At 58.5% G+C, this 24,626-nt stretch carries 26 protein-coding genes and 1 tRNA gene; 13 read left to right on the forward strand and 14 right to left on the reverse strand.

Going from position 1 to position 24,626, the window contains the following annotated elements; genetic code table 11:
* Positions 1–117 precede the first annotated feature (117 nt).
* The 4 genes from AC1DNI_RS00815 to AC1DNI_RS00830 all read left to right on the forward strand — a co-directional run bounded on the left by AC1DNI_RS00815 (position 118) and on the right by AC1DNI_RS00830 (position 6,232).
* On the forward strand, positions 118–936 hold the full coding sequence (locus AC1DNI_RS00815; RefSeq protein WP_477690475.1) for a phosphatase PAP2 family protein: 819 nt from the start codon (positions 118–120) through the stop codon (positions 934–936).
* An 80-nt stretch (positions 937–1,016) separates the two neighbouring features.
* Complete coding sequence (locus AC1DNI_RS00820; RefSeq protein WP_477690476.1) at positions 1,017–2,720, forward strand: ArnT family glycosyltransferase; 1,704 nt, start codon at positions 1,017–1,019, stop codon at positions 2,718–2,720.
* A gap of 100 nt (positions 2,721–2,820) precedes the next feature.
* The gene (locus tag AC1DNI_RS00825) at positions 2,821–4,044 is read left to right on the forward strand and encodes an argininosuccinate synthase (RefSeq protein ID WP_477690477.1); all 1,224 of its coding nucleotides are present in this window, start codon (positions 2,821–2,823) and stop codon (positions 4,042–4,044) included.
* A gap of 136 nt (positions 4,045–4,180) precedes the next feature.
* Positions 4,181–6,232 (forward strand): M3 family metallopeptidase, encoded by a 2,052-nt coding sequence (locus AC1DNI_RS00830; RefSeq protein WP_477690478.1) that lies wholly within the window; start codon positions 4,181–4,183, stop codon positions 6,230–6,232.
* A 7-nt stretch (positions 6,233–6,239) separates the two neighbouring features.
* Here the strand turns inward: AC1DNI_RS00830 and AC1DNI_RS00835 are convergent, their stop codons facing one another.
* Positions 6,240–6,662, reverse strand: coding sequence for an organic hydroperoxide resistance protein (locus tag AC1DNI_RS00835; protein ID WP_091947509.1), 423 nt, complete (start codon positions 6,660–6,662; stop codon positions 6,240–6,242).
* 160 nt (positions 6,663–6,822) lie between these two features.
* On the opposite strand from AC1DNI_RS00835, the gene AC1DNI_RS00840 reads away from it, so the two are divergent.
* Both AC1DNI_RS00840 and AC1DNI_RS00845 read left to right on the forward strand, forming a co-directional pair.
* Entirely contained in the window at positions 6,823–7,293 is a 471-nt protein-coding gene (locus AC1DNI_RS00840) for a MarR family winged helix-turn-helix transcriptional regulator (RefSeq protein ID WP_477690479.1), read from the forward strand.
* 4 nt (positions 7,294–7,297) lie between these two features.
* On the forward strand, positions 7,298–8,035 hold the full coding sequence (locus AC1DNI_RS00845) for a haloacid dehalogenase type II (RefSeq protein ID WP_477690480.1): 738 nt from the start codon (positions 7,298–7,300) through the stop codon (positions 8,033–8,035).
* 138 nt (positions 8,036–8,173) lie between these two features.
* Here AC1DNI_RS00845 and AC1DNI_RS00850 read toward each other — a convergent pair.
* The 3 genes from AC1DNI_RS00850 to AC1DNI_RS00860 all read right to left on the reverse strand — a co-directional run bounded on the left by AC1DNI_RS00850 (position 8,174) and on the right by AC1DNI_RS00860 (position 10,913).
* A protein-coding gene (locus AC1DNI_RS00850; protein WP_477690481.1) for an IS1182 family transposase occupies positions 8,174–9,543 on the reverse strand; the annotation gives its coding sequence in 2 pieces (ribosomal slippage) (positions 8,174–9,012 and positions 9,012–9,543; 1,371 coding nt in all).
* A gap of 99 nt (positions 9,544–9,642) precedes the next feature.
* Positions 9,643–10,677 carry an aspartate-semialdehyde dehydrogenase gene (locus AC1DNI_RS00855; protein WP_091947501.1) on the reverse strand — a complete coding sequence of 345 codons (1,035 nt, stop codon included), beginning with the start codon at positions 10,675–10,677 and terminating at the stop codon, positions 9,643–9,645.
* A 104-nt stretch (positions 10,678–10,781) separates the two neighbouring features.
* Entirely contained in the window at positions 10,782–10,913 is a 132-nt protein-coding gene (locus tag AC1DNI_RS00860) for a hypothetical protein (protein WP_255695232.1), read from the reverse strand.
* A gap of 337 nt (positions 10,914–11,250) precedes the next feature.
* Here AC1DNI_RS00860 and AC1DNI_RS00865 point away from each other — a divergent pair, with 337 nt between their 5' ends.
* On the forward strand, positions 11,251–13,137 hold the full coding sequence (locus AC1DNI_RS00865; RefSeq protein WP_477690482.1) for an MFS transporter: 1,887 nt from the start codon (positions 11,251–11,253) through the stop codon (positions 13,135–13,137).
* A gap of 70 nt (positions 13,138–13,207) precedes the next feature.
* On the opposite strand, the gene leuB is transcribed toward AC1DNI_RS00865, so the two are convergent.
* Together leuB and leuD are read right to left on the reverse strand one after the other, a co-directional pair.
* The gene (leuB, locus tag AC1DNI_RS00870) at positions 13,208–14,320 is read right to left on the reverse strand and encodes a 3-isopropylmalate dehydrogenase (protein WP_477690483.1); all 1,113 of its coding nucleotides are present in this window, start codon (positions 14,318–14,320) and stop codon (positions 13,208–13,210) included.
* A gap of 156 nt (positions 14,321–14,476) precedes the next feature.
* On the reverse strand, positions 14,477–15,082 hold the full coding sequence (gene leuD, locus AC1DNI_RS00875) for a 3-isopropylmalate dehydratase small subunit (protein ID WP_153666947.1): 606 nt from the start codon (positions 15,080–15,082) through the stop codon (positions 14,477–14,479).
* 156 nt (positions 15,083–15,238) lie between these two features.
* Here leuD and AC1DNI_RS00880 point away from each other — a divergent pair, with 156 nt between their 5' ends.
* Positions 15,239–16,120, forward strand: a complete 882-nt coding sequence (locus AC1DNI_RS00880) for an HpcH/HpaI aldolase/citrate lyase family protein (RefSeq protein WP_477690484.1) — start codon at positions 15,239–15,241, stop codon at positions 16,118–16,120.
* A 45-nt stretch (positions 16,121–16,165) separates the two neighbouring features.
* On the forward strand, positions 16,166–16,372 hold the full coding sequence (locus AC1DNI_RS00885) for a DUF1737 domain-containing protein (protein WP_027230952.1): 207 nt from the start codon (positions 16,166–16,168) through the stop codon (positions 16,370–16,372).
* A gap of 44 nt (positions 16,373–16,416) precedes the next feature.
* Here AC1DNI_RS00885 and AC1DNI_RS00890 read toward each other — a convergent pair whose 3' ends face one another.
* The 6 genes from AC1DNI_RS00890 to AC1DNI_RS00915 all read right to left on the reverse strand — a co-directional run bounded on the left by AC1DNI_RS00890 (position 16,417) and on the right by AC1DNI_RS00915 (position 20,064).
* On the reverse strand, positions 16,417–16,842 hold the full coding sequence (locus AC1DNI_RS00890) for a metallopeptidase family protein (RefSeq protein WP_091921544.1): 426 nt from the start codon (positions 16,840–16,842) through the stop codon (positions 16,417–16,419).
* Positions 16,843–16,917: 75 nt separating this feature from the next.
* A complete protein-coding gene (locus AC1DNI_RS00895) occupies positions 16,918–17,514 on the reverse strand; it encodes a TetR/AcrR family transcriptional regulator (RefSeq protein WP_477690485.1) in 597 nt (198 codons plus the stop codon).
* Positions 17,515–17,588: 74 nt separating this feature from the next.
* The gene (locus AC1DNI_RS00900) at positions 17,589–17,783 is read right to left on the reverse strand and encodes a Trm112 family protein (RefSeq protein ID WP_477690486.1); all 195 of its coding nucleotides are present in this window, start codon (positions 17,781–17,783) and stop codon (positions 17,589–17,591) included.
* 15 nt (positions 17,784–17,798) lie between these two features.
* Positions 17,799–18,461, reverse strand: coding sequence for an LON peptidase substrate-binding domain-containing protein (locus AC1DNI_RS00905; protein ID WP_477691449.1), 663 nt, complete (start codon positions 18,459–18,461; stop codon positions 17,799–17,801).
* A 59-nt stretch (positions 18,462–18,520) separates the two neighbouring features.
* The gene (trxA, locus tag AC1DNI_RS00910; protein ID WP_477690487.1) at positions 18,521–19,501 is read right to left on the reverse strand and encodes a thioredoxin; all 981 of its coding nucleotides are present in this window, start codon (positions 19,499–19,501) and stop codon (positions 18,521–18,523) included.
* 53 nt (positions 19,502–19,554) lie between these two features.
* Positions 19,555–20,064: a prolyl-tRNA synthetase associated domain-containing protein gene (locus AC1DNI_RS00915; protein ID WP_477690488.1), complete on the reverse strand. Its 510-nt coding sequence runs from the start codon at positions 20,062–20,064 to the stop codon at positions 19,555–19,557.
* A gap of 200 nt (positions 20,065–20,264) precedes the next feature.
* Here AC1DNI_RS00915 and AC1DNI_RS00920 point away from each other — a divergent pair.
* The 4 genes from AC1DNI_RS00920 (at position 20,265) to holA (ending at position 22,858) form a co-directional block, all read left to right on the forward strand.
* Positions 20,265–20,339: transfer RNA gene (locus AC1DNI_RS00920), tRNA-Gly, on the forward strand.
* 222 nt (positions 20,340–20,561) lie between these two features.
* Complete coding sequence (locus AC1DNI_RS00925; RefSeq protein ID WP_477690489.1) at positions 20,562–21,254, forward strand: hypothetical protein; 693 nt, start codon at positions 20,562–20,564, stop codon at positions 21,252–21,254.
* Complete coding sequence (locus AC1DNI_RS00930) at positions 21,251–21,670, forward strand: PIN-like domain-containing protein (protein ID WP_477690490.1); 420 nt, start codon at positions 21,251–21,253, stop codon at positions 21,668–21,670. The genes AC1DNI_RS00925 and AC1DNI_RS00930 overlap by 4 nt, the downstream gene beginning before the upstream one ends.
* Before the next feature lie 138 nt (positions 21,671–21,808).
* A complete protein-coding gene (holA, locus tag AC1DNI_RS00935; protein WP_477690491.1) occupies positions 21,809–22,858 on the forward strand; it encodes a DNA polymerase III subunit delta in 1,050 nt (349 codons plus the stop codon).
* 18 nt (positions 22,859–22,876) lie between these two features.
* Here the strand turns inward: holA and AC1DNI_RS00940 are convergent, their stop codons facing one another.
* Together AC1DNI_RS00940 and AC1DNI_RS00945 are read right to left on the reverse strand one after the other, a co-directional pair.
* The gene (locus tag AC1DNI_RS00940; RefSeq protein ID WP_027230943.1) at positions 22,877–23,761 is read right to left on the reverse strand and encodes a ParB/RepB/Spo0J family partition protein; all 885 of its coding nucleotides are present in this window, start codon (positions 23,759–23,761) and stop codon (positions 22,877–22,879) included.
* 41 nt (positions 23,762–23,802) lie between these two features.
* Entirely contained in the window at positions 23,803–24,597 is a 795-nt protein-coding gene (locus AC1DNI_RS00945) for a ParA family protein (RefSeq protein ID WP_477690492.1), read from the reverse strand.
* Between the last annotated feature and the right edge of the window lie 29 nt (positions 24,598–24,626).

Genomic DNA, 24,626 nt, shown 5'->3' on the forward strand with positions numbered 1-24,626 from the left:
TTGGCTATCAGATTTCAGCTGTCTCGACGACACGAACGAAAAAACCTTGCCATAACAAGGGCACGATAACTTCCTGATCACGCCGTAATGCCGCTGCAACATAAGCATTGCACAAGAGTGCTCGAATCGTCGGCCTCCAGGGAAGCCATGGTCTACTACCGGACAACCTCAAAGCCATCTGGAACGGCCCAATACGGATTCGGCGCCTGGAGCGAAGCAACTTGCCTTGCAGGGCTCCTGATCCTCTGGATGGCGCTCGCCATCCTGTTCAACAGCGCCCCCGAGTTCGACAAGGACGTCTCATCGATTTTCTTTATCGCCCGTCAATGCGCCAATGGAGCAGTCAGTTCGATATGCGGCGATTTTCCCGCAAGTTCCGTGCACCTCCTGAAGACGCTCCGCCGTGTGTTCTACGCCCTCCCGATGGTCGGAGCGAGCGTCGTCGTCACGATCGCGCTACGCGATCTCGCTTCCGGACTTCGATGGAACCACGAGCGAATCCGCATCTCGACCGTGTCGCTGATTACGCTGGCGCTGGGACCCGGACTGCTGGTGAATGGGTACTTGAAAGAGTTCGTCGGCAGGCCCCGCCCGGCAGATTCGCTGCTCTTTGGCGGCGACCTGCCCTTTGTTGCTGCCGCCGAATGGTCGAAGGCCTGCCTTCACAATTGTTCGTTTGTTTCCGGTGAAGCCGCCGGTATTGCATGGATCATCTGCCTGCTGCCGCTTTGGCCGCACCATCAGCGGCAGCGGGTTTTCTGGATCATGTTGGCGATCGTGATCACGACGGACATGCTCCGCGTTGCCTTTGGGCGACACTATATGTCCGATGTCGTTTTGGGCTCCCTGTCCACGCTGGTCATCTTTTCGGCGGTCGCATGGGCGGGGGAGTTATTGACGCGAAGGTTTTATCCAGGCGTCCGCCCCGCCTTATAGGCGTTACATCTTTGTATTGGCGAGCATGACCGAAAGCGGCTATGTAGCCCGAACAAGAACAATAGGTGCCAAGAAGAACAATGCCTCAAGACACCATGACGGTTTCCGCGCAACCGGGTCCGTCGAGCACAGCCACCTCCAGAACGAAGCTCGCAATATTTCTCGCTCTCGCCTTCATCATCGGCCTGCTTCCGCTCGGCTCAAGCCTGATCCTGCATTTTCCGGACGAACGCTACTACTCGAACGGCGCGGTCATCATGATGCAGAGTGGCGACTATCTGACGCCGCATACCGCCGAAGGTGACGTGCGCCTGAAGAAGCCGCCATTCACCTACTGGATGAGCCTGGCGGGCATGGAGATATTCGGCATCTCCGTTATTGGCTCGCGCTTCTTCTGGCTCGTCGGCGGGGCCGCTATCCTTCTCACGACGTTTCAGTTCACCCGCATCCTGACGCGCAACGACCAGACCGCGCTGCTCGCCGCGGCCTTGCTGGCCGCCAACGGCGCGTTCCTGCGCGCCAGCTTCAATGCCATACCGGACCTGCCGCTGACCTTGTTCATGCTCCTCGGCTTCATCGGTTTCACTGGCCTTCTTTTCAAGGACGACCGCCAGCGGACCTACGCCCTCCTGGCTTATGGCGGCACGGGATTTGCGGTCCTGACTAAGGGACTGCTGCCGCTTGCCATGGTTGCCTATGTCATCGCCTATGCGCTTGGCGTCGCCTCGGTGCGCCCGCGCGCACGGCGGCTCTGGCAACCATCCGTCGTTTTGCCCTCGATCGTCATCTTCGGCGCCTGGTTCGCCTATCAATCCTTCACGGCTTCGAGCGAACTTGCATCCGACTTCGTCGGCGACCAGCTTTCTGAAAAAGTCGCGATCGGGTTTGGCACCTTCGTCGATGGTTTGAGCAGCAATATTGCCGGGCTTTTTCTGCCCGTCCTTCTCTGGCTGGTCATGCTCCTCGTCGGGGCGAGGACAAGCGGCAAGCGCCCGACCGTCCAGTCCCTCGGCGCGGCCGCACCGTTCATCGCCGGCTGGATCGTCACGGTTGCCATCATCTTCTCGCTCTCCCGCTATGCGTCGTATCGCTATATCATTCCCGTCATTCCGCTGCTTTGCGTTCTTCTTGCGGTAGCGCTTCAATCCGTCATGGACCAGCGGGCCGACAGTGTCCTTCGCGTCATCCTGCGCATTTCGATGATTTTGATGGCGGGCGCGCTTGCCGTGATCTTGCTGCTCGGCCTGCTGCTCCTGCCGCCAGTCATCGTCGTCGCATTGGCTATCATCGCGGTTGCCGGATTGGCCGGCCTGTGGCTCTACAGCAGGGGTGCAACCACCGAGCGGCTGGCAGCGTGCTTTGCGCTGCTTTTGCTCGGTGCCGCCTTCATCAGCACGCCGGTGCTGCGCGGATTGCTGCTGCCGGATATCGGTGCCGTCATCGCCGCCAAGGCGGGGCCGGTGCACCTACCGCAGGATCAGGTGCTGTTCATTGGCTCCCACCTCGACGCCGCCAAACTGCGCCTTTATATGGATCGGGAAGCGCCCTTCCCGCAGATGCGCCGCTTCCCCGAGGCCGGCATTGCGCCCGGCATCAAGCTGGTGATGACCAACGAGCAGCCGGTGGCCGACAGGCTGAAATCGTTGGGCTTCAATGTCGAAGAAGTCGTTGGTGGCTGGCGGCGGGTCGAATGGCCACCGTTTTACGCGGCACTTCGGGCTCGCGATCTGATTGGCGCCCGAAACCAATACGGCCAGCGCGGATGGATTGCGACACGCCCATAGAATGCGTCGATTCACCATGGCGCGCTGCTTGCCAACATGGCGCTAACTGTTAAAAGACCGCAACGGAACGTGTGTGGTTCCCGGCATCAGGGATAGCAAAATGAACAAGTGGAAAGACGTCAAGAAAGTCGTGCTGGCCTATTCCGGCGGACTGGACACATCGATCATCTTGAAGTGGCTGCAAACCGAGCTCGGCGCCGAGGTCGTGACCTTCACAGCCGATCTTGGCCAGGGCGAGGAGCTGGAGCCGGCGCGCAAGAAGGCCGAGTTGCTCGGCATCAAGGAAATCTACATCGAGGACGTGCGTGAGGAATTCGTTCGCGATTTCGTCTTCCCGATGTTCCGCGCCAATGCGGTCTATGAAGGCGTCTACCTGCTCGGTACCTCGATCGCCCGCCCGCTGATATCCAAGCATCTCGTCGAGATCGCCGCCAAGACCGGCGCTGACGCGATCGCCCACGGCGCGACCGGCAAGGGCAATGATCAGGTTCGCTTCGAGCTTTCCGCCTACGCACTCAATCCCGACATCAAGGTCATCGCGCCCTGGCGCGACTGGACCTTCAAGTCGCGCAGCGATCTTCTCGAATTTGCACGTGAGCACCAGATTCCGATCGCCAAGGACAAGCTTGGCGAAGCGCCGTTCTCGGTCGACGCCAACCTCCTGCACTCCTCGTCCGAAGGCAAGGTGCTGGAGGATCCGTGGCAGGAAGCGCCGGAATATGTACACCAGCGCACGATCTCCCCGATGGAAGCGCCGGACCGGGTAACCGAGATCGAGATCGCTTTCGAAAAGGGTGATGCCGTTGCCATCGACGGCAAGCCGCTTTCGCCGGCAACCCTGCTCAAGGCGCTCAATGACCTTGGGCGGGACAATGGCATTGGCCGGCTCGATCTCGTCGAGAACCGTTTCGTCGGCATGAAGTCACGCGGCGTCTACGAGACCCCCGGCGGCACCATTCTCCTTGCCGCACACCGGGCCATGGAATCGATCACGCTCGATCGTGGCGCGGCCCACCTCAAGGACGAGTTTATGCCGCGCTACGCCGAGCTCATTTACAACGGCTTCTGGTTCTCACCGGAGCGCGAAATGCTGCAGGCCATGATTGACAAGAGCCAGGACGACGTGGAAGGCACGGTCCGGCTCAAGCTCTACAAGGGCAATGTCATGGTGTCGGGCCGGAAATCGAAGAAGTCGCTCTACTCGGATGCGCTGGTTACCTTCGAAGACGATCGCGGTGCCTATGACCAAAAGGACGCGGCCGGTTTCATCCGCCTCAATGCACTGCGACTGCGCACCCTTGCCGCGCGCAAGCGCAGCAGTTGAGCCACGGGAATTGAAAAGCGGGACCTTTTGTTCCGCTTTTCACTTGGGATTTATATGTTGGACTTCGCAGCTTGTGACGGCCGCGGGTCCGCCCTAAATGTTTAAAGGCAATTCCATACTTGATCAGGGAGCTCCCATGTCCACGCAAAAACCGGCCTTCAACCATGCGCTGACGAACTGGACCGGGCCACTTGGACTTCCCGATTTCACGGCATTCAACGACGACGATTTCGCCGCCGCCTTCGACGCGGCCCTTATCTCGGACCTGGCCGACATCGACGCGATCGTTACCCATCCCGAAGCGCCGACCATCGAAAATACGCTGAAGGCGCTGCAGCTTTCGGGCAAGGACCTCGATCATGTCTCGGCAATCTTCTGGCTCCGTGCAGGTGCGCACACCAATGATACGATCCAGGCTCTGGAGCGCGTGATCGCGCCCAAAATGTCTCGGCATGCCTCATCGATCATGATGAATCCGCATCTCTTCGCCCGTATCGATTCGCTCTACGAGCAACGCGACCTGCTCGGACTCGACGCGGAGACTGACCGCGTCCTCGAAAAGACCTGGAAAGGCTTTGTACGCAGCGGCGCGAAGCTCGATGAACAAGGCAAGGCGCGGCTCGCCGATATCAACGAGCGGCTCGCAAGCCTTGGCGCACAATTCGGCCAGAACGTGCTCAAGGACGAAGCCGACTGGGCCCTTTTCATCACCGATGAGGCGGAACTTGCCGGCCTGCCGGATTTCGTGCGCGACGCCATGCGAGGCGCCGCCGAGGAACGCGGCCGCAATGATGCATGGGCCGTCACGCTCTCGCGCTCGATTATCGAGCCTTTCCTGTCGTTCTCTGAGAACCGCAACTTGCGGGAGAAGGCGTTCCGCGCCTGGGCAGCACGCGGCGAGAACGGCGCCGAAACCGACAATACTGCGATTGTTGCCGAAATGGTGAAGCTGCGCGCAGAAAAGGCCGGGCTCCTAGGCTATAAGAGCTTTGCCGCCTATAAGCTCGACGACACCATGGCAAAAACGCCAAAGGCGGTGATGGATTTGCTCGAGCCGGTGTGGGAAAAGGCCAAGGAACGGGCGGCGGAAGAAGAAGTGGACTTGCAGCGCCTCATTGCCGGGGAAGGCCGCAACCACAGGGTCGAGCCATGGGACTGGCGCTACTATGCCGAGAAGCTGCGCAACGAACGCTTCGCCTTCGACGAAACCGAACTCAAGCCTTATCTCCAGCTTGAAAAGATTATCGAAGCCTGTTTCGACGTTGCGACCCGCCTCTTCGGCATTCGCTTTGCCGAAAAGACCGGGATTCCCACCTGGCATCCCGATGTACGTGTCTGGGAAGTGTTCAATCCCGATGGCAGCAAGCGCGGCCTTTTTCTTGGCGACTACTTCAATCGCCAGTCGAAGCGCTCGGGCGCCTGGATGAGCGCCCTGCAATCGCAGCATAAGCTCGACGGCGACCATGCGCCGATCATCTACAACGTCATGAATTTCGCCAAACCGTCCAAGGGCGAGCCGGCGCTGCTTTCGCTCGATGGCGCCCGCACCCTGTTCCACGAATTCGGCCACGCCCTGCACGGGCTCTTGTCGGACGTGACCTGGCCGGCCGTATCGGGAACCTCCGTTTCGCGCGACTTTGTCGAACTTCCCTCGCAGCTTTATGAGCACTGGCTGACCGTACCCGCCATTCTCGAAAAATATGCCGTCCACTACCGGACGGGCGAAGCGATGCCAAAGGCGTTGCTGGACAAGGTGCTCGCCGCCAATACTTTCAACGCCGGGTTCAACACGGTGGAGTTTACGTCATCGGCGCTGGTCGACATGGCATTCCACGCCGATGGCACGCCGCCATCCAATCCGATCGAATTTGAAGCCGCCACATTGAAGCAGCTTGAAATGCCGGATGCCATCATCATGCGCCACCGCACGCCGCATTTCACCCATGTCTTCTCGGGCGACGGCTATTCGGCCGGCTACTATTCCTACATGTGGTCGGAAGTACTTGATGCCGACGCCTTCAAGGCTTTCGAAGAAAGCGGCGACGTATTCAATTCCGAACTTGCGGAAAAGCTGAAGCAGTTCATCTACTCGGCCGGCGGCAGCCGCGACCCGGAGGAGCTTTACAAGGCGTTCCGCGGCAAGATGCCCACGCCCGATGCGATGATCGAAAAGCGTGGGCTTGCGTAAACGCTGATCAGTTAACCGAAAGACGCACGTCGAGATTGCTGCGCGTCGCCTCCGAATAGGGGCAGACAATATGCGCAGCGTCGACGATCTCACGCGCCTGCGTTGCATCGACGCCGGGCATCGTAATGGCAAGCGCAACGTCGAGGCCAAAACCCTTGCCGTCCGCGCGCGGGCCAATGCCAACCGTCGCGGTTACAGCCGTTTCCTCCGAAATTTTAACCTTGCGTTGCGAAGCGACGAATTTGATCGCACCAAGGAAGCACGCCGAATAACCGGCGGCAAACAGCTGCTCCGGATTGGTGCCGCCGGCACCGTTGCCGCCAAGCTCCTTCGGCGTTGAAAGCGTCACTTCGAGGCGTCCGTCTTCGCTCTTGGCACTGCCATCGCGTCCGCCGGTTGCCGTTGCCCTGGTGGTGTAGAGAATGCTCATCGTCGTTACCTCTGGCTGAATTCATTCGACACGCTTTAAATTGCACACAATTGAATTGTGCGCAATATGAATTTCGGATATAGATGATAAAAAATTAAATGATGCGCAATCGAAGCACGCCGATTAGATTGTGCTTGCACGAAGAGCAGGAGTTTCCAGAATGAAGAAAACCGCGCCAACTGCATCGGACTCGCTGCTCAAGCTCGACAATTTCCTGTGCTTCGCGATCTATTCGACCGCAAATGCCGTGACCCGCGCCTATCAGCCACGGCTTTCAGCGCTTGGACTTACCTACCCCCAATACCTCGTCATGGTCGTACTGTGGGAGGAGGAGAACCAGACCGTCAGAGCCATCGGTGACAGGCTCAACCTCGATTCAGGCACGCTGACGCCACTGTTGAAGCGGCTAGAGGCAATGGACCTTATCACCCGTCGCCGCGACACCGTGGACGAGCGTCAGGTCCTGATCAATCTGGCGGACAGCGGGCGCAGCCTGCGTGCAAAGGCAGAAGCGGTGCCGCTAGCGATCGGCAAGGCTTTTGGCTGCACGCTCGAAGACGCCAAATCGCTGAGAACAGAGTTATTGGACATGCGCGACAATCTCATCGCGAGCATCGAGGCAAGGGAATAGCCGCATGAACACAAACCACAGCACGCCGCTTGAAGTACGCGCATTGTTGTTCGACGTGCTGGGCACCGTCGTCGATTGGCGCAGCGGGATCGCGCGGCAGGTATCTTCTTTCCTCGAGCGGCGCGGAGTCCTTCACGTCGACGCAGCAGATTTCGCCGATACTTGGTCGCGCCTCTACGATCAGGCGACGGACGCGGTGCGCAGCGGCAAACGCCCCTTCGCGCGGCTGGACGTGCTTAATCGGGAAAATCTCGAAGCGGCGCTCAAAGCCGTCGATATAGAGCCAAAGCTCTTGCCGAGCGCCGACCTCGATGAATTGAACCTCGCCTGGCATCGCCTCGACCCCTGGCCTGACTCAATCTCCGGCCTGACGCGATTGAAGTCGAAATTCCTCATCGGGCCACTATCCGGTGGCAATACCAGCCTCCTTCTCGACATGGCAAAGCGCGCGGGACTGCCATGGGACGTCATCCTCGGGTCGGATGTTGTTGAGGTCTACAAACCCGCGCCTCAAGCCTATTTGCGCACAAGCGAATTCCTGGGACTGCGACCGGATCAGGTCATGCTGGTTGCGGCTCACAATGACGATCTTGCCGGAGCGCGTCGCTGCGGAATGCGTACGGCCTTTATTCTGAGGCCAACCGAGCACGGTCCGTCACAGACTTCCGATCTCGCGCCTCTTGAAGATTGGGACGTAATTGCCAGCGATCTCGTCGATCTGGTGGACAAGCTCGGCGCATAAAAAAGGCGCGGTTGCCCGCGCCCTCAGACTGCTGACGAACCCGGCAAATTTTGCTGCGGTTTTTTGTTTTGTGGTGATGCGCTTTTCTGTCGGTGTTTTAAGGGCAGTGCGGTGTTGTCGGTATTGACCTGATGGGCCTCACGCCCAGGCTGGTTTGGGCGCTTTCGCCAGTGCCATTGCGATCTTCTTGATGTTCTGGGCACTGGCCGCCAGCAGACATTGCCACCTGACCTTGATCAGGCCGCGAAAGCGGGCATAGCGGTGGCCATGCAGTTGCTTGGCGTCGGCAAACGAGCGCTCCACCGTCTCCTTTCGCCGTTTGTAGATCGCCTTGCCCCAGAGCGTCTTGCGATGGCCGTCGGTCCTGTCGCGTGCATCCTGCCAGACATGACGGGTGATCGTTCGCTCTGCCTTGGCATTTGACGTGCAAGAGGCCAGAAGCGGGCAGCTTTGGCAGATTGCCGGGTCTGAGCGATAGTGCCTGTAACCGTTGCGGTCAGTGGCGGCATAAGAGAGCAACTGACCCCCAGGGCACCGATAGCCATCGGCATCAGGCTCGTAGACGAACGTCGACTTGCGCATCATGCCGTCTTTGGGCGGGGTCGGATTGCGGTAACCCGTCACGCCAAGGATCGCGCGTTCCTCCAGCCCCCTGGCGATGCCCGCCGTCGCATAACCGGCATCCATGCCGACGGCGCCGACGTTCAGGTCGAAGCGGTGCCGCTGCCGGTCCAGCCGCTCGAGATAGACAATGCTGTCATGGACGTTGGCGGGCGTCACATGGGTGTCGGTGATGATCGCGTGGCGGCCATCCACCGTGCGATGATCGAGATAGAAGAAGCCCTTCGGCTTGCCGTCGCGCACCATGTAGCCGCTGTCGGGATCGGTGCGCGAGACCTTGGTTTGCCTGGTCCCGGGCGCACGCGCCGTCTCCTTCAACGGCCTCTGGCCATGGGCTGTCCGCTCCGCTTCGATGGCCGGTCGAGATCGGCCCAGTAATTGGCCCGCGACTTGTGCAGCATCTCAACATCATACTTGCCCTTGTTGGCATTTGCCTTCAGGTGGGTCGAATCCGTGTAGAGCACCGTGCCGTCCACAAGGCCCCTGGCGATGGCCTGTTCGACGATCGCGTCGAAGATGTCCTGGGCAACCGGCGTATCGTTGAAGCGGCGGCGGCTGTTCTGCGACAGCGTCAAGGCATCGAAAACCACATCGGTCAGCTTCAAGCGCAAAAACCAGCGATAGGCGACGTTCACCTCGATCTCGCGCACCAATTGCCGCTCCGAGCGGATACCGAACAGGTAGCCGATGAACAACGCCTTGAACATCAAGGTCGGGTCGAGCGGCGGCCGGCCGTTGTCGGCGCAGTACAAGCCGGCAACCCGGTCATGAATGAAAGAGAAGTCGATCCCCGTATCGATCTTGCGAAGCAGGTGGTCTTTCGGCACCAGGCTGTCGAGCGTCACCATCTCGAGCGCTGTCTGTTCGGGAGCAGGTTTCTTCAACATGGCCCAGTGAATCACAAACCCCCAGTCGTGACCAGGGATTTGTCAGCAGTCTGAAGGGCGCGGTTGCCCGCGCCCTTGATTTCGAAAGTTCGCGTCCTGTCAGGCCGCGATCTGCTTCGGCTGGATCAGCCCGCGCGCAACGAGTAGTTCGGCGATCTGGATTGTGTTGAGCGCCGCACCCTTGCGCAGATTGTCGGAAACGACCCAGAGTGACAGGCCATTTTCCACGGTGATGTCTTCGCGGATGCGCGAAATATAAGTGGCGTCCTCGCCTGCGGCTTCGTAAGGCGTGATATAGCCGCCATCCTCGGCGCGATCGATGACGAGGCATCCTGGCGCATCGCTCAGGATCTCGCGGGCTTCCTCAGCGCTCATCGGGCTTTCAAACTCGATGTTGACCGCCTCGGAATGGCCGATAAACACCGGCACGCGCACGCAGGTCGCCGTCAGCTTGATCTTGGGGTCGAGCATCTTCTTGGTCTCCGCGACCATCTTCCACTCTTCCTTGGTGTAGCCATCCTCCATGAAGACGTCGATGTGGGGGATGACATTGAAGGCAATCCGCTTGGTGAACTTCTTGTTTGTCACCGGATCGGCCACGAAGACGGCACGTGACTGTTCGAACAGCTCATCCATGCCCTCCTTGCCGGCGCCGGAAACCGACTGGTAGGTGGCAACGACGACGCGCTTGATCCTGGCCCTGTCATGCAGCGGCTTCAAGGCGACGACCAATTGGGCGGTCGAGCAATTGGGATTGGCGATGATGTTCTTCTTCGTGAACCCGGTAATTGCATCCGGATTCACTTCCGGCACGATCAGGGGCACGTTGGCGTCGTAGCGCCAGGCTGAAGAGTTGTCGATGACGACGCAGCCCTGTGCGCCGATCTTCGGTGACCATTCCTTGGAAATATTGCCGCCCGCCGACATCAGGCAGATGTCGGTGTCGGAAAAATCATAGGTGTCGAGCGCCTTCACCTTCAGCGTCCGGTCACCGAAGGACACTTCCGTGCCCTGTGACCGCCGCGATGCGAGGGCAACAACTTCGCTTACCGGGAAGCCGCGCTCTTCGAGGATGGTAAGCATTTCGCGGCCCACATTGCCCGTGGCGCCAACAACCGCAACCTTGAAACTCATTTTAGCAATCTCCTGTCCCCTCTCTGCTCTTTGGAAAACCCGCTGGCCGTTGCGGGTCTCACCCCCGGGCCGGACCCGGGAGGGGGCGAGCAGGCCAAGGGAAATCAGACCGTTTTGGTGGTCGTTTTCGCAGTCTGTTTGGCCATGGTGGTGAGGACGGACGCGGGCACGCCAAGGCGTCCGGCGATCATGCCGGAACGGTTCATCAGGGCGAGAGCAATTGATTCGCTTGCCACGAGAGGCGTCTCCATATCCGTCTGTGCTTGTACGCACTTTCGTAAAAGAGTCAATCGCCCGCTCAAATGACAAGAATATGTCGTGTTCCACATGATTTTGGACAATTTACGTAAGGTGCGGGCTTTGCTTTCTTCAATATTTAGTCAACAATTTGCATGTGCATGAGGTGCATGACCTTTGGGGGGAGAAATTCCGGAGGACATTCACCGGCGCATGGTCAACACGAGCCAAGTGCATCGGGGGATATGATCATGCGCAGTGTCGACAGTGGAGAACACCAATTGGGGTTTGCTGTGGGTGTTCTTGGTTCAACTGCCGTTTTCTGGGAGGAATACAATGGCAACGACGTCTTTGGCCGACTCGTCCAGTCGGGGAATGACGCGGGAAGAGAAGAAGGTCATCTTCGCTTCCTCGCTCGGTACCGTCTTCGAATGGTACGACTTTTATCTTTATGGGTCCTTGGCGGCCTTCATCGGCGCGGCCTTCTTCAGCGAATATCCTGAAGCTACACGCAATATCTTCGCACTGCTCGCCTTTGCCGCAGGCTTTCTTGTCCGCCCGTTCGGCGCACTGGTCTTCGGTCGCATCGGCGATCTCGTCGGCCGCAAATATACGTTCCTTGTGACAATCCTGATCATGGGCCTGTCGACCTTCCTCGTCGGTATCCTTCCAGGATCTGCGAGCTGGGGCATTGCCGCTCCGGTCATCCTGATCGCCCTGCGCATGCTGCAGGGTTTGGCTCTTGGCGGTGAATATGGTGGTGCTGCGACCTACGTTGCCGAACATGCGCCGGACAATAAGCGCGGTTATTACACGAGCTGGATCCAGACCACAGCGACGCTGGGTCTCTTCCTCTCGCTTATCGTCATCCTCGTCATCCAGAATTGGCTCGGCAAGGAAGCGTTTGCGGCATGGGGCTGGCGCTTGCCGTTCATCCTGTCCTTTGTCCTTCTCGGCATTTCCGTCTGGATTCGGTTGTCCTTGAGCGAATCGCCTGCCTTCCAACGGATGAAAGAAGAGGGCAAAGGCTCCAAGGCCCCGCTTTCGGAGGCCTTCGGCCAGTGGAAGAACGCCAAGATCGCGCTTCTGGCCCTCTTCGGTCTCACCGCAGGCCAGGCCGTCGTCTGGTATTCCGGCCAGTTCTACGCACTGTTCTTCCTGCAGAACGTGCTGAAGGTCGATGGGCAATCGGTCAATATCATGATCGCTATCGCCCTTTTGCTGGGTACAGGCTTCTTCGTCTTCTTCGGCTGGCTATCCGACAGGATCGGGCGCAAGCCCATCATCATGGCGGGTCTCGCACTGGCGATCATCACCTATTTCCCTTTGTTCCATGCATTGACCTGGGCAGCCAACCCGGCGCTGGCGAAGGCACAGGAAACGGTGCGGGCAACCGTGACAGCGGCCCCCGGTGATTGCAACTTCCAGTTCAACCCCGTCGGAACCCGCAAGCCGGTCAGCTCGTGCGATATTGCGACCGACTTCCTGGCCAAGAGCTCGATACCCTATGACATCGTAGCGACCGCACCTGCAGGCACGCCGGCAACCGTGACGATCGGTAGCGAAACCGTCTCATCGTTCGACGGCGCGACTGCCGGCGCAGATGCAGCGGCGAAGACGGCTGCCTTCACCAAGGGAGTCAACACCGCGCTCCAGGACGGAGGCTATCCGCTGGTCCGCGACCCCGCCAAGGTTGCTGATTCAAAGCTCGATGCCTTTGTAGCGGCCAATCCGAAGCTCGCACTTGACGCGGCCGCCATTCGCGGCGGAACGAAAACCATGGTGCCGGTGGCGCAGGCGGTAAAGGACAAGCTGATCACCGCTGATGAGGCAGCCGGTGCGACGGAAGTTGCGGTCTTCTCCATTCCGGGCGCTGGAGCATTCAGAATGGTGGCTGATCCGGCGGCCGTCAATTGGCCGAAGGTTATCGGTATTCTGTTCATCCTCGTGCTCTACGTCACGATGGTTTACGGGCCAATTGCCGCGATCCTGGTCGAGATGTTCCCGACCCGCATCCGCTATACCGGCATGTCCCTGCCCTACCACATCGGCAACGGCTGGTTCGGCGGCCTGTTGCCGGCAACGGTGTTCGCAATGAGCGCTGCCAAGGGCGATATCTACTATGGCCTCTGGTATCCGATCGTGATTGCGGCGATGACCCTCATCATCGGCGTGCTTTTCGTACGCGATACGAAAGGCACGGATCTTCATGCCGTAGAGTGATCCCGCATAAATGAAGAAGCCCGGCGCGATTCTGTCGCGCCGGGCTTTTCTTTTGTTGCTGCGATGCTCCTCAGGCCGCAAGAGCCTTGAACTTGGCGAGAATCGCATCGCCCATTTCGACGGTGCCGACCTTGGTCTTGCCTTCCGACATGATGTCGCCCGTACGGATGCCGTCGTCGAGAACGCCGGCAATCGCAGCCTCCAGCCGATCGGCTTCGGCGATCATGTTGAACGAATAGCGCAGGCACATCGCAAACGAGGCGATCATCGCGATCGGATTGGCAGCGCCTGTACCGGCAATGTCCGGCGCGGATCCGTGCACGGGCTCGTAGAGCGCCTTGCGGCTGCCGGTCTTTGCATCGGGTGCGCCGAGCGACGCCGACGGCAGCATGCCGAGGGAACCCGTCAACATGGCTGCGATGTCGGACAGCATATCGCCGAACAAATTATCCGTGACGATGACGTCGAACTGCTTGGGCCAGCGCACGAGCTGCATGCCGCCGGCGTCGGCCAGCATGTGCTCCAGCTTGACATCGGAATACTTGGCCTTGTGCGTTGCCGTGACGACCTCGTTCCAGAGCACACCCGACTTCATGACGTTGCGCTTTTCCATCGACGTCACCTTGTTGGCGCGGGTGCGCGCAAGCTCGAAGGCGACACCGGAAATGCGCTCGATCTCGTAGGTGTCGTAAACCTGCGTATCGATGCCGCGCTTCTGACCGTTGCCGAGATCGCGAATCTCCTTCGGCTCGCCAAAATAGACGCCGCCGGTCAGCTCGCGCACAATCAGAACGTCGAGGCCCTCGACCACGTCCTTCTTGAGCGACGAGGAGTCGGCAAGTGCCGGATAGCAGATGGCGGGACGCAGATTGGCGAAAAGCTCCATGTCCTTGCGCAGTCGCAAAAGCCCGGCTTCCGGGCGGACATCGTAAGGAACGCTGTCCCACTTGGGCCCACCCACTGCGCCGAAGAGCACAGCATCGGCGGCCAGTGCTTTAGCCATGTCGGCTTCCGAAATCGCTGCACCATGCGCGTCATAGGCGCTGCCGCCGACGAGGCCTTCATCGAGCACGAACTCGCTGGCAAGTTCGGCATTCATGTAGGCAATGATCTTGCGAACCTCGGCCATTGCCTCGGGCCCAATGCCGTCACCTGGAAGAAGAAGGAGCTTTTTCGATGCCATCAGGGGAAAACCTCTAGAGCGGTTGAATGGAATGGCGGTTCCTTAGCGCAAGTTCGGCAAAGATGGAAAGCGTCGCGCGCAATTTTCTGAAACTTTGGCGGGTCTGCAAATGAAAAGGCCCGCCGAAGCGGGCCCGATAAGCAATCTTAAAAACACTCAAGCCCAGGGGCGCTTTTCCGCATTCGCGGTTTCGAACGTATCGATCTTGGACGCCTTCTCCATCGTCAGACCAATGTCGTCGAGGCCGTTGAGCATGCAGTAACGGCGGAACGCGTCGAGGTCGAAGTGGATCGTGCCGCCGTCCGGTCCCTTGATCGTCATCTCCTCGAGATCTATCGAAAGCGTCGCATTGGCGCCGCGCTGCGCATCGTCCATCAACTTGTCGAGATCTTCATGGCTGACGCGGATCGGCAAAATGCCGTTCTTGAAGCAGTTGTTGTAGAAGATGTCGGCGAAGCTCGTCGAAATAACGCAGCGTATGCCAAAATCGAGCAGGGCCCACGGCGCATGCTCACGGCTTGAACCGCAGCCGAAATTGTCGCCGGCGACCAGAATTTGCGCCTTGCGATAGGCAGGCTTGTTGAGGACGAAGTCCGGATTCTCGCTGCCGTCTTCGTTGTAGCGCATCTCGGCAAAAAGGCCCGTACCGAGACCGGTGCGCTTGATCGTCTTCAGGTAATCCTTCGGGATGATCATGTCGGTGTCGACATTGACGATGGGCAGCGGAGCCGCAACGCCGGTGAGCTTGGTGAATTTGTCCATGGTGTCAGCCTGCAGAATTCCGGAAAGAGACGTATGGTTCGCTTTACACCAGCTTTGCAGCGAATCAAAGCGTTTCGCCTGTGGCACTTTGAGCCCTGCTCAGCTTCACGCAGGATTGCACTTGTCATGATGCGGCGATCAAGGCACAAAACCGCCATGACGAAACCTTTTCGCCTGCGTCGCTCAGTTCTTTACGTTCCCGCATCGAATGCCAAGGCCATTGTCAAGGTCGCTTCGCTGCAAGCGGATGCCGTCATATTCGATCTGGAGGACGCTGTGGCTCCCGAGGCGAAAGAGGCCGCCCGGGAAAGTCTCCGAAACTATTTCCACGCCCAATCCGCAACCAGAGCGGAGCGGATCATCCGGATCAACGGGCTTGATACCGAATGGGGCGCCGAGGATCTCCTCGCCGCCCGCGCCTGCAGGCCCGACGCCATTCTCCTGCCCAAAGTTCAGACGCCTCAGGACGTGACCGACGTTGCCGAGGTTCTCGACGATACCGATGCTTCGGAGAACATCCGGTTATGGGCGATGATCGAGACGGCCCGCGGCATCCTCAACGTCGATGCAATCGCCGAGCTTGGACTGCGTTCGACCGCGCGTCTTGACTGTCTCGTCGTCGGCACCAATGACATAGCGAAGGAAACAGGAACTCGTTTGGAGAAAGGCCGCGCGTTCTTCGTTCCGTGGCTCATGCAGGTGATGCTCTGCGCAAGGGCCGGCAAGCTGGATGTCATCGACGGTGTGTTCAATGACTTTGCTGACCTTGCGGGGTTCGCCGACGAATGCGCCGAGGCCGCAGCGATGGGCTTTGATGGCAAAAGTCTCGTTCACCCCATGCAGATCGAGCGCGCCAGTGTGGCATTCCTTCCCGATGAACAAGCCTTAAGTGAAGCGCGTGCCATTGTCGCCGCCTTTGCACAGCCGGAGAACGCCAACAAGGGTGTCATCTCGCTCGCCGGAAAAATGATCGAACGCCTGCATCTTGAAACGGCACAAAAGCTCGTGACAAAGATGGAGGCTCTTGGCAGAAATTGAGCGAAGCCGGATCGGCTGGTTTCGCTTTGAACCTGGGAAAACACCATGAAACTTTATCGGCTTCTGACAGGCCCTGATGATGCGAGCTTCTGTCACAAGGTTACGGCCGCCATAAACAAGGGATGGCACATTTACGGATCGCCAACCTACGCCTTCAACTCGGCGACTGGGGTGATGCAGTGCGGCCAGGCAGTCGTCAAGGATGTCGATGGCGTCGACTATGAGCCGGGTATCAAGCTCGGCGACTACTGAATCGCTCTAATGCCGGCCCGCGCTTCATGGCCTGCGGCCGGCCTCTACCCGTCGACGGTGGCCTCGATCCGTTCCATATCCTCATCCGAAAGCCCGAAATGGTGGCCGATCTCGTGGATCAGGACATGGGTAACGATATCGCCCAGGGCCTCTTCGTACTCCGCCCAATAGTCGAGGATTGCACGCCTGTAGAGGGTGATGCGATTTGTCTGCTGTCCGGTCTGCAGCGAGAAACGCTCACCGATGCCCGTTCCCTCAAAAAGCCCAAGAAGATCAAATGGCGATTCCAGGCCCATATCTTCGACGATCTGGTCCTCGGGAAAATCCGAGATCTGAATGGTGATATCGCCGCAAAGGCTGCGGAAGGTTTCCGGCAGATGTGCATAAGCCTCGATCGCCAGCGATTCGATCTCGCCAAGCGAAGGTGACAATCGGTTACCCCAGTCGGCAGCTTGGTTGCTTCGGGCCATTACAACTCCATGATGACGTTCCGGCATCATATAGTGCGTTTTGCCGCCATATGCGAGGTGTGTGCTTGCCAGCAGTCACGCGTGGGCTTTGGCTCCAAGCAGCAGCCGTTCCATACGCCTGAAACTTTCTGCAAGCACGGTAGGGTCGCGAAGGCCATGGGCAAGCATAATACCGCCCTGCCATTCGGTTACGGCGTTGCGTGCTATCGCAAGGGCAGTGGATGGCCGAATGCCCGAGCGCCCCAGTTCCCGGCCGATGAAACCGATGAGGAGGCTGAAGGCTTCAGCCGCCCGGCTCGCCGCCTCAGGTGAATCGCGGCGAAAATCGCGGATGCCCAGCGCTATCGGACAACCATGCTCGACGCGGCTCTTGAGCGATTGGGCGAGTTTGTCGATCAGCAGTTGCAGGCGACGCCGGGGGTCCTGGTCCGAGCCGACGATCTGGGTGAGCATGTCTTCGGTTTCGGCAACGAAAATGTCCGCCACGCTGCGTGCAAGATCGGTCTTTGTCTTGAAATAATAGTAGATGTTGCCAAGGGGAATGCCGGAGCTGACCGCTATATCGGCGAGACTGGTCACGGTATAGCCCTGGCGCCAGAACAGCCGCGCAGCCGTCGCAGTCAGAATTTCCCGTTTGTCGTTTTGCTTAGCCATCAGCGCTCGGTCAGTCATTCAACTGACTCGCAATATGACGCAAAGCCGGCTGAAAGCCAATCGCTAGAACGATGAGACATCAGGGAAGCCGCCTAATCCTCGATCGCCCGGGCTTCCGAAGGAAGCATTATCGGAATGCCGTCGCGAACCGGATAAGCAAGGTGAGCGGATTTGGAGATCAACTCGGAGTTCGCCTGATCGTAGGTCAGCGGACCCTTGGTCAAGGGACACACCAGCAGTTCCAGCAGTTTGACGTCGATGGGCGTATCACGTTTCTCTTCGGCCATTGCGAGGTCCTCGTCCTATTGCAGACTGCCTTCAAAGCCATCTTCATCCTTGGCGAGGGCTATTTCGGTGATGGCTATAAGGGTCTCTGCCCGTGTCTTCAGGTCGGCGGCTTCGAGCAGCGCCTGCTTTTCGGCCGCGCCGAACGGCGACATCATCGCCAATGCGTTGACCAGTGTCTCATTGCCGGCGCGGGCGATGCCATCCCAATCCGCTTCCAGGCTGTTGGCGTCGAGATACGCGCGGAAGACGCGCAGGAGCGCCGCGCGATCGACTTCCGACTCATCGGCTTCGTCGAGATCGGCACGCAAGGGTGCGATCTTGCATTGCCGGAAGGGCGCTCGCGTTCCAAGTTCCTTGACGATACGAAACCGGCAGATGCCTTGAAGCGTGATCAGCACGCGTCCGTCGCCCGTTTCAGCGAAGGAGGTGATTCGACCGAGGCAGCCGACTTCGCACAACTCCGCTTCTTCACCCTCCTCCTGGTCAAAGCGCGGCTGAATCATGCCGATGATGCGCTTGCCGGAGAGCGCCGCATCTATCATCGCAAGGTAGCGCGGTTCGAAGATATTGAGCGGCAGTTGCCCGCCGGGTAGCAGCAATGCCCCGGACAGCGGAAAGATCGGCACGCTCTCCGGAATATTTTCCAGCGTCCGATAGCGCACGTTTCCTGCCTTCATCATTTTCTCCAAGCCGGATCGGACAAGTCGCGACCGACGGCTATAGTGCCTGATTTTCCTCAGGAAAACAGCAGGGATGACAATTTACGGCGCGCAGTGAGGGAAGATGGATCGGTTGGGCCCCACGCGTCGAAAAACTGCAACAGCTGTTTGCGGGCGCCATCGTCGTTCCAGCCACGATCGGCCTTCATGATGGCGAGAAGATGATCGGCTGCCGCATCCCGCTCACCCTTCGCGTTCAGGATCATCGCAAGATCGAAGCGCGCCTGATAATCCTTGGGGTTTGCCTGAAGACTGGCTTCAAGCGCTGTGGCGTCGCCCAGCGTCGCAACCTGCTCGGCAAGCGCAATCCTGGCCTCGGCGGTGCGCACACTCGCATCCTGCCGCTTGTCAGCCGGTACCAGATCCAGGCTCGCCCTCGCCTGCGCCACGTCGCCGAGTTCGACAAGTGCGGTTGCGAGTCCGGCGAGAGCTGCAATGTGATCCGGCACCTCGCCGAGGATGGCGGAATAGATCTGTGCTGCCTCCTCGAAATGGCCTGTCTCCGTCGCCTCGGTTGCCGTATCAAGCGCCGATTGAATGGCGGCATCCCTGCCGCCGTCCGGCGAAGCGATACGGTTAATGAACTCGGTGACTTTCGACTCTGGCAGGGCCCCCATGAAACCATCGACCGGCTTGCCGTCGGCAAAGGCGATAACAGCCGGGATGGACTGAATGCCAAGCTGGCCCGCAATGGCCGGATGATCGTCGATATTCATCTTGACCAGCTTTACCCGTCCGCCGGCGGTCTGCACGGCCTTTTCAAGTATCGGCGTCAACTGCTTGCAAGGCCCGCACCACGGCGCCCAGAAGTCGACCAGAACCGGCTGTTGCTTTGATTCGGCAATCACGTCCTTGGAGAAAGCTGCCGTTGTCGTGTCCTTGATCAATTCAGCGGCGGCCGCCGTACCGTTCGGCGCACTTGCGCCGAACGACACGGTTGTTGCGCCGGTGGTGGGAGCGCCATAGCTGCTGCCAAACGGGTTGTCAGTGTTGCTCATCAATTTCTCCCGTTATCCGTCAGGTGTTCGCTAAAGCTCGAAGACACCAGCTATCAGTTTGGGACCGATCCGTCTATTTTCAAGATCAGCGGATCATGTCCGGTCGCCTTGAGGAACGTCAAGAGATCATCGCGGCCGATGGAACTCGTAGCATCATTGCTGAGGGGATGTGCGTTGATAGTGTCGTGCTGCATGAGCCCCTCGTCGAGCACCACTCTCACTTGATGCTGAGCATCATTGAGCACACCAAAAACGCTCACCGCACCCGGAACGAGGCCAAGATATTCGAGCAGCTTTTCCGGCTTGCCGAAGGAAACACGGCTCGCCGCGCCAATCTTGCTGTGGATGGTCTTCAGGTCGACCTCGGCCTCTTCGTCGACCGTCACAAGGAAGAAGTTGTCCTTCTTGTCCTTGAGAAAGAGATTCTTCGTATGTGCCCCCGGTATCTGACCGCGAAGATCCTGGGCTTCGCCCACTGTGAACACCGGCGCATGGCGAATCGTCGATATTTCGATGTTGAGTTCGTGCAGAAACTGCAGCAGCTCGTCGAAAGTCTTGGGCATGACAACGTTCTCAAGGGGTTTAGCGAGGGCTTCTGCGTTGTAGATAATGGCTCCCTGAAGCGGCCTCAAGCGAAAAGCCCAGTCAGATCAAGGTGTTTTGCCGATTTTTCGCTATATCGTTCAGAAGTTGAAAAAACCCTGTTGCAATTAGCCGGCGCTTGGGCCATATAGGCCCCGCTTCGCAAGACAGACTGGCGCATGCGGGAGTAGCTCAGGGGTAGAGCACAACCTTGCCAAGGTTGGGGTCGTGGGTTCGAATCCCATTTCCCGCTCCAGTTGTCTTAATAATTTGAAGCACTTAAGCGAGGCGTCCTTCGGGGCGCCTTCTTGCTATTTGGGCGCGCGAACTTCCAAATAGCTACTTGCTTCTCAGCAGCCAGTAAGCCTAGGTGTGGGATTAATTTTGGACATTTGCTGAGTTTTGCGATTTCCCGCTATACAATATTGACACGGCCCAGACATGCTGAATCTATCTTGACAGAGAGGAGCTTGTCGCGATGGACAATTTGATTGGCGTTGGGGTCTATACGCCTGCGGAAGCGGGGAGGCTTTTGCACGTCCGTCCGTCGAAAATATCACGTTGGCTTCGTGGTCACCGGGTGCAGGGCAAGGTGTACGAGCCGCTTTGGACGCCAAATATCAACTTGGGCGACGAACGAGTTTTCCTTGGCTTTCGTGATCTTATGGAAGTCCGGGTCGCCGATGCGTTTATTCGCGCTGGTGTTTCCGCAATTCGGGTTCGATCCACCATTGTTGCCGCCCGTGAGGTGATTGGACAGGATCATCCACTCTCTTCCGACAGGTTTCGCACCGACGGGCGTGAGATTTTTCTGCACATCATAGAAACGGACGAGGAGGGGCAACAGCGCGAACGGCTGTTGAATCTCTTCCGCAAGCAATATGAGTTCAAGGGCATACTTGATCCCATCCTCAAGACTGTCGATTTCGGAGATGACGGCAATCCCCTACTGTGGTGGCCAGGTGGTCGCAAGCTGAACGTCGTCGTAGATCCGGCGCGGTCATTTGGGCAACCAATTGACGCTGCATCTAGCGTACCGACTGCGGTACTCGCTGCGGCCGCGATACAAGAGGGAATCGAAGGAGCTGCGCAAGCATATGACGTGAGCGAGGCATCAATCCGCAGGTCTGTTGAATTCGAGAATTCTATGGAGCAACGGGTCGCAGCGTGAATGTCTTATTTGATAACTGCATTTCGACAGTCATAGCGCCCACACTTCACGGCTTCATCAACAATTACGGTGACGCAGCATTCCATATAAAGGATGTTCCTGGACTGCCAAACGGTCGACATTCCGCCGATATAGAATGGATTGACCACCTTCGAAAAGCACCCGAAAAGTGGATATTTGTTTCCGGGGATGGTCGCGTCCTCAAAAATGCTGGGGAACGAGCAGCGCTGCGGTCCGCAGGGCTCCATGGTTTCATATTGGCCCCCGCTTATCAGAGAACTCCGTTGAACCAAGTCGCTGCAACATTGGTATGGCGTTGGCCTGAAATGCTTAAGATCACGCAATTGCTCGCAGCACCATCAATGCACGAAATTCCAATAGGGAAGTTGACGAAGCTTCGCCAGTTGCCGGTTTGACGAACGAGTTGTCGGGGTCAAATACAAGCTCCGTTTGTTAGGCGCCTTCTTGCTTTTTAGGCCCGCCGATCCAACGGTGATAGCCGCGTCACCCACCGCGCATTGCAATCTCCTGCCAAAGCGGTAAATCCTAGGATCATGGCACAGAAGAAAGCGCACGAGGTCGAGTCGTTCCTGAGAAGGCTCGATCGCGCCTATCCCATCATTCTCATCTATGGGCCCGACAAGGGGCTCGTCAGCGAACGCGCAGCCGCATTCATCAAGCTTACGGACCTTTCCCCGGATGACCCGTTTGCCGTCATCCGGCTCGATGCGGATGCGGTTCAGGCAGAGCCCGGAAAACTATCCGACGAAGCCAACACCATTTCGATGTTTGGCGGTGAGCGGCTGATCTGGGTGCGCAATGCCTCGGGCCAAAAGGGCCTCGCCGACGCAGTCGCCTATCTCGCAAAAAACCCTCCGCAAGCGACCTTCATTCTCATCGAAGCTGGCGACCTGAAGAAGGGCGCTGGCCTGCGTGGCATCGTCGAACAAAGCGCCAGCGCCATGGCCTTGCCCTGTTACAGCGACGATGCGCGCAGCCTCGATGCGACCATTGATGAGATGATGACCCGCTATGGACTGCAGATCAGCCTCGACGCCCGTAGTCTCCTCAAGGAGAGCCTCGGCGGCGACCGGCTGGCAACGCGCGGCGAACTTGAAAAAATCTGCCTCTATGCGCACGGGAGCGAGCGCGTCACCATAGATGACGTGCGGGACATCATTGGCGATGTCAGCGCCGTATCCTATGAAGCGATCATCGACGCGATCATGGTGGGCAATCTTGCCGATTTCACCCACGCCTTTGACCGGGTGATCGGGACAGGCGCATCGAGTTTTCTCATCCTGAGCAGCGCAATTCGCCAGTTTCAGTCGTTACAAACGTTACGTTACGGCATGGAAACGGAGGGCAAAAATGCGGGATCGGCCGTTGCGACGGCCAAGCCGCCCGTATTCTTTGCGCGCAAAAAGCTCGTGGAGACGGCATTGCAGCGCTGGTCGACCCTGACGTGTGCCCGCGCCATTGAGCGGTTGCAGAAAACCGTACTTGAAAGTCGTCGCAACGCGGATTTGGCTGTGCCAATCATCCGTCAGTCGCTCATTGCGCTGGCGGCGGAAGCGGCCCGGGCCGGACGGCCCGGCCGCTAGCAGGATTTCGCTCGCAAATCAGCTTTGCAGGCGCCGGCAAACCTCGTCGAGTTGCTCCAGCGTCGTGTAATGAATGCGCACGTCGCCGCCCTTGTTCTGATGATTGACCGTCACGCGCATGCCGGTCACATCGGAAAGCAGCTTTTCCAACGCCCGTGTATCGGCATCCTTTTCGCTGTCGCGCTCGGCCCTCGGCTTCGGTGTCGGCGATTCGCCGCCGCTTTGCGCCAAAGCCTCGGCCTGGCGCACTGACAGCCCATCGCGCACGATCTTGTCCGCGAGTGCGCCGGGGTTTTCTGCAGTAATAAGCGTACGCGCGTGGCCGGCGGAGAGCGCGCCATTGGTAATCATGTCGCGTACGGGCTCCGGCAATTTCAATAGGCGCAGCGTATTGGCGACATGGCTGCGGCTCTTGCCGATCACTTGCGCAAGATCAGCTTGAGTATACTCATGATCGTCTATAAGTTGTTGATATCCCATGCCTTCTTCGATCGGATTGAGATCGGCGCGCTGGACGTTCTCGATGATCGCCAGCTCGAGCGCAACGCGATCATTAACCTCGCGAATGATCACGGGGATCGATGCCACACCGGCGCGCTGGGCCGCACGCCAGCGGCGTTCTCCGGCAATGAGCTCATAGTGATCTGGCGAACCGCTGACGGGACGCACGACAACCGGCTGGACGATGCCATGTTTACGGATCGACTGTGTCAGATCCTCAAGATCGCCTTCCGTGAAAAGCCGGCGCGGATTGCGTGGGTTGCGCGTTATGAATTCGATCGGAATGTTTCGGTCCTGCGGCGCCACTGGATGCGATGCGCTTTCCTCGGGAACGCGGTCCATTTCGCCGATAAGCGCCGCAAGTCCACGGCCAAGGCGCTTTTTCGAGAGATCTTCATTCATAGTCGTCAACTTTCATAATCATTTCGTCTTCGAATCGATATTCAGGCCGCGCGCAGATGGCGTTCGCGCTGGATGACTTCCGATGCAAGCTGAAGGTATGCCTGGCTGCCAGCACATTTCAAATCATATAGAATCGCCGGGATACCATAAGAGGGCGCCTCGGAAACGCGAACATTGCGAGGAATGACGGTTCGATAGACCTTGTCCCCCATGAACGAGCGAACATCGTCAACCACCTGCGTCGCCAGATTGTTGCGGCCGTCATACATGGTGAGGACAATGCCCTGTATATTCAGCTGCGGGTTAAGCGAAGCACGAACCTGGCTGACGGTTTCCAGCAGCTGGCTGAGCCCTTCAAGCGCGAAGAATTCACACTGCAAAGGCACCAAGACCGAATCTGCAACGGCCATTGCGTTCATCGTCAATAGATTGAGGGAAGGCGGACAATCGATCAATATGTAGGAATATGGCGAGGCAACCGGATTTCCCCTGAAGGCCTTGCGCAAACGCGTGGCCCGGTCCGCAGCATTTGCGATTTCCATTTCGACACCAAGGAGATCGAGCGTCGATGGAATCAAAGACAAATTCGGGACTGCTGTCGCAACCGCAGCGTCCTCCACCGATGCCGTCTGCATAAGTACATCATACGAGGAAACGTCGCGATTTTTGCGATCGATACCCAGCCCGGTGCTAGCATTGCCCTGTGGATCAAGATCGACCACCAGGACGTTCTCGCCGATAGCTGCCAAGGCCGTTGCCAGATTGATTGCGGTGGTTGTCTTGCCAACCCCGCCTTTCTGATTGGCTATGGTAATGATGCGAGTCTGACTGTTCATCACTATCTTCCTGAGCAGAACCGTATTCC

The sequence above is a fragment of the Phyllobacterium sp. 01N428 genome (assembly GCF_056399405.1).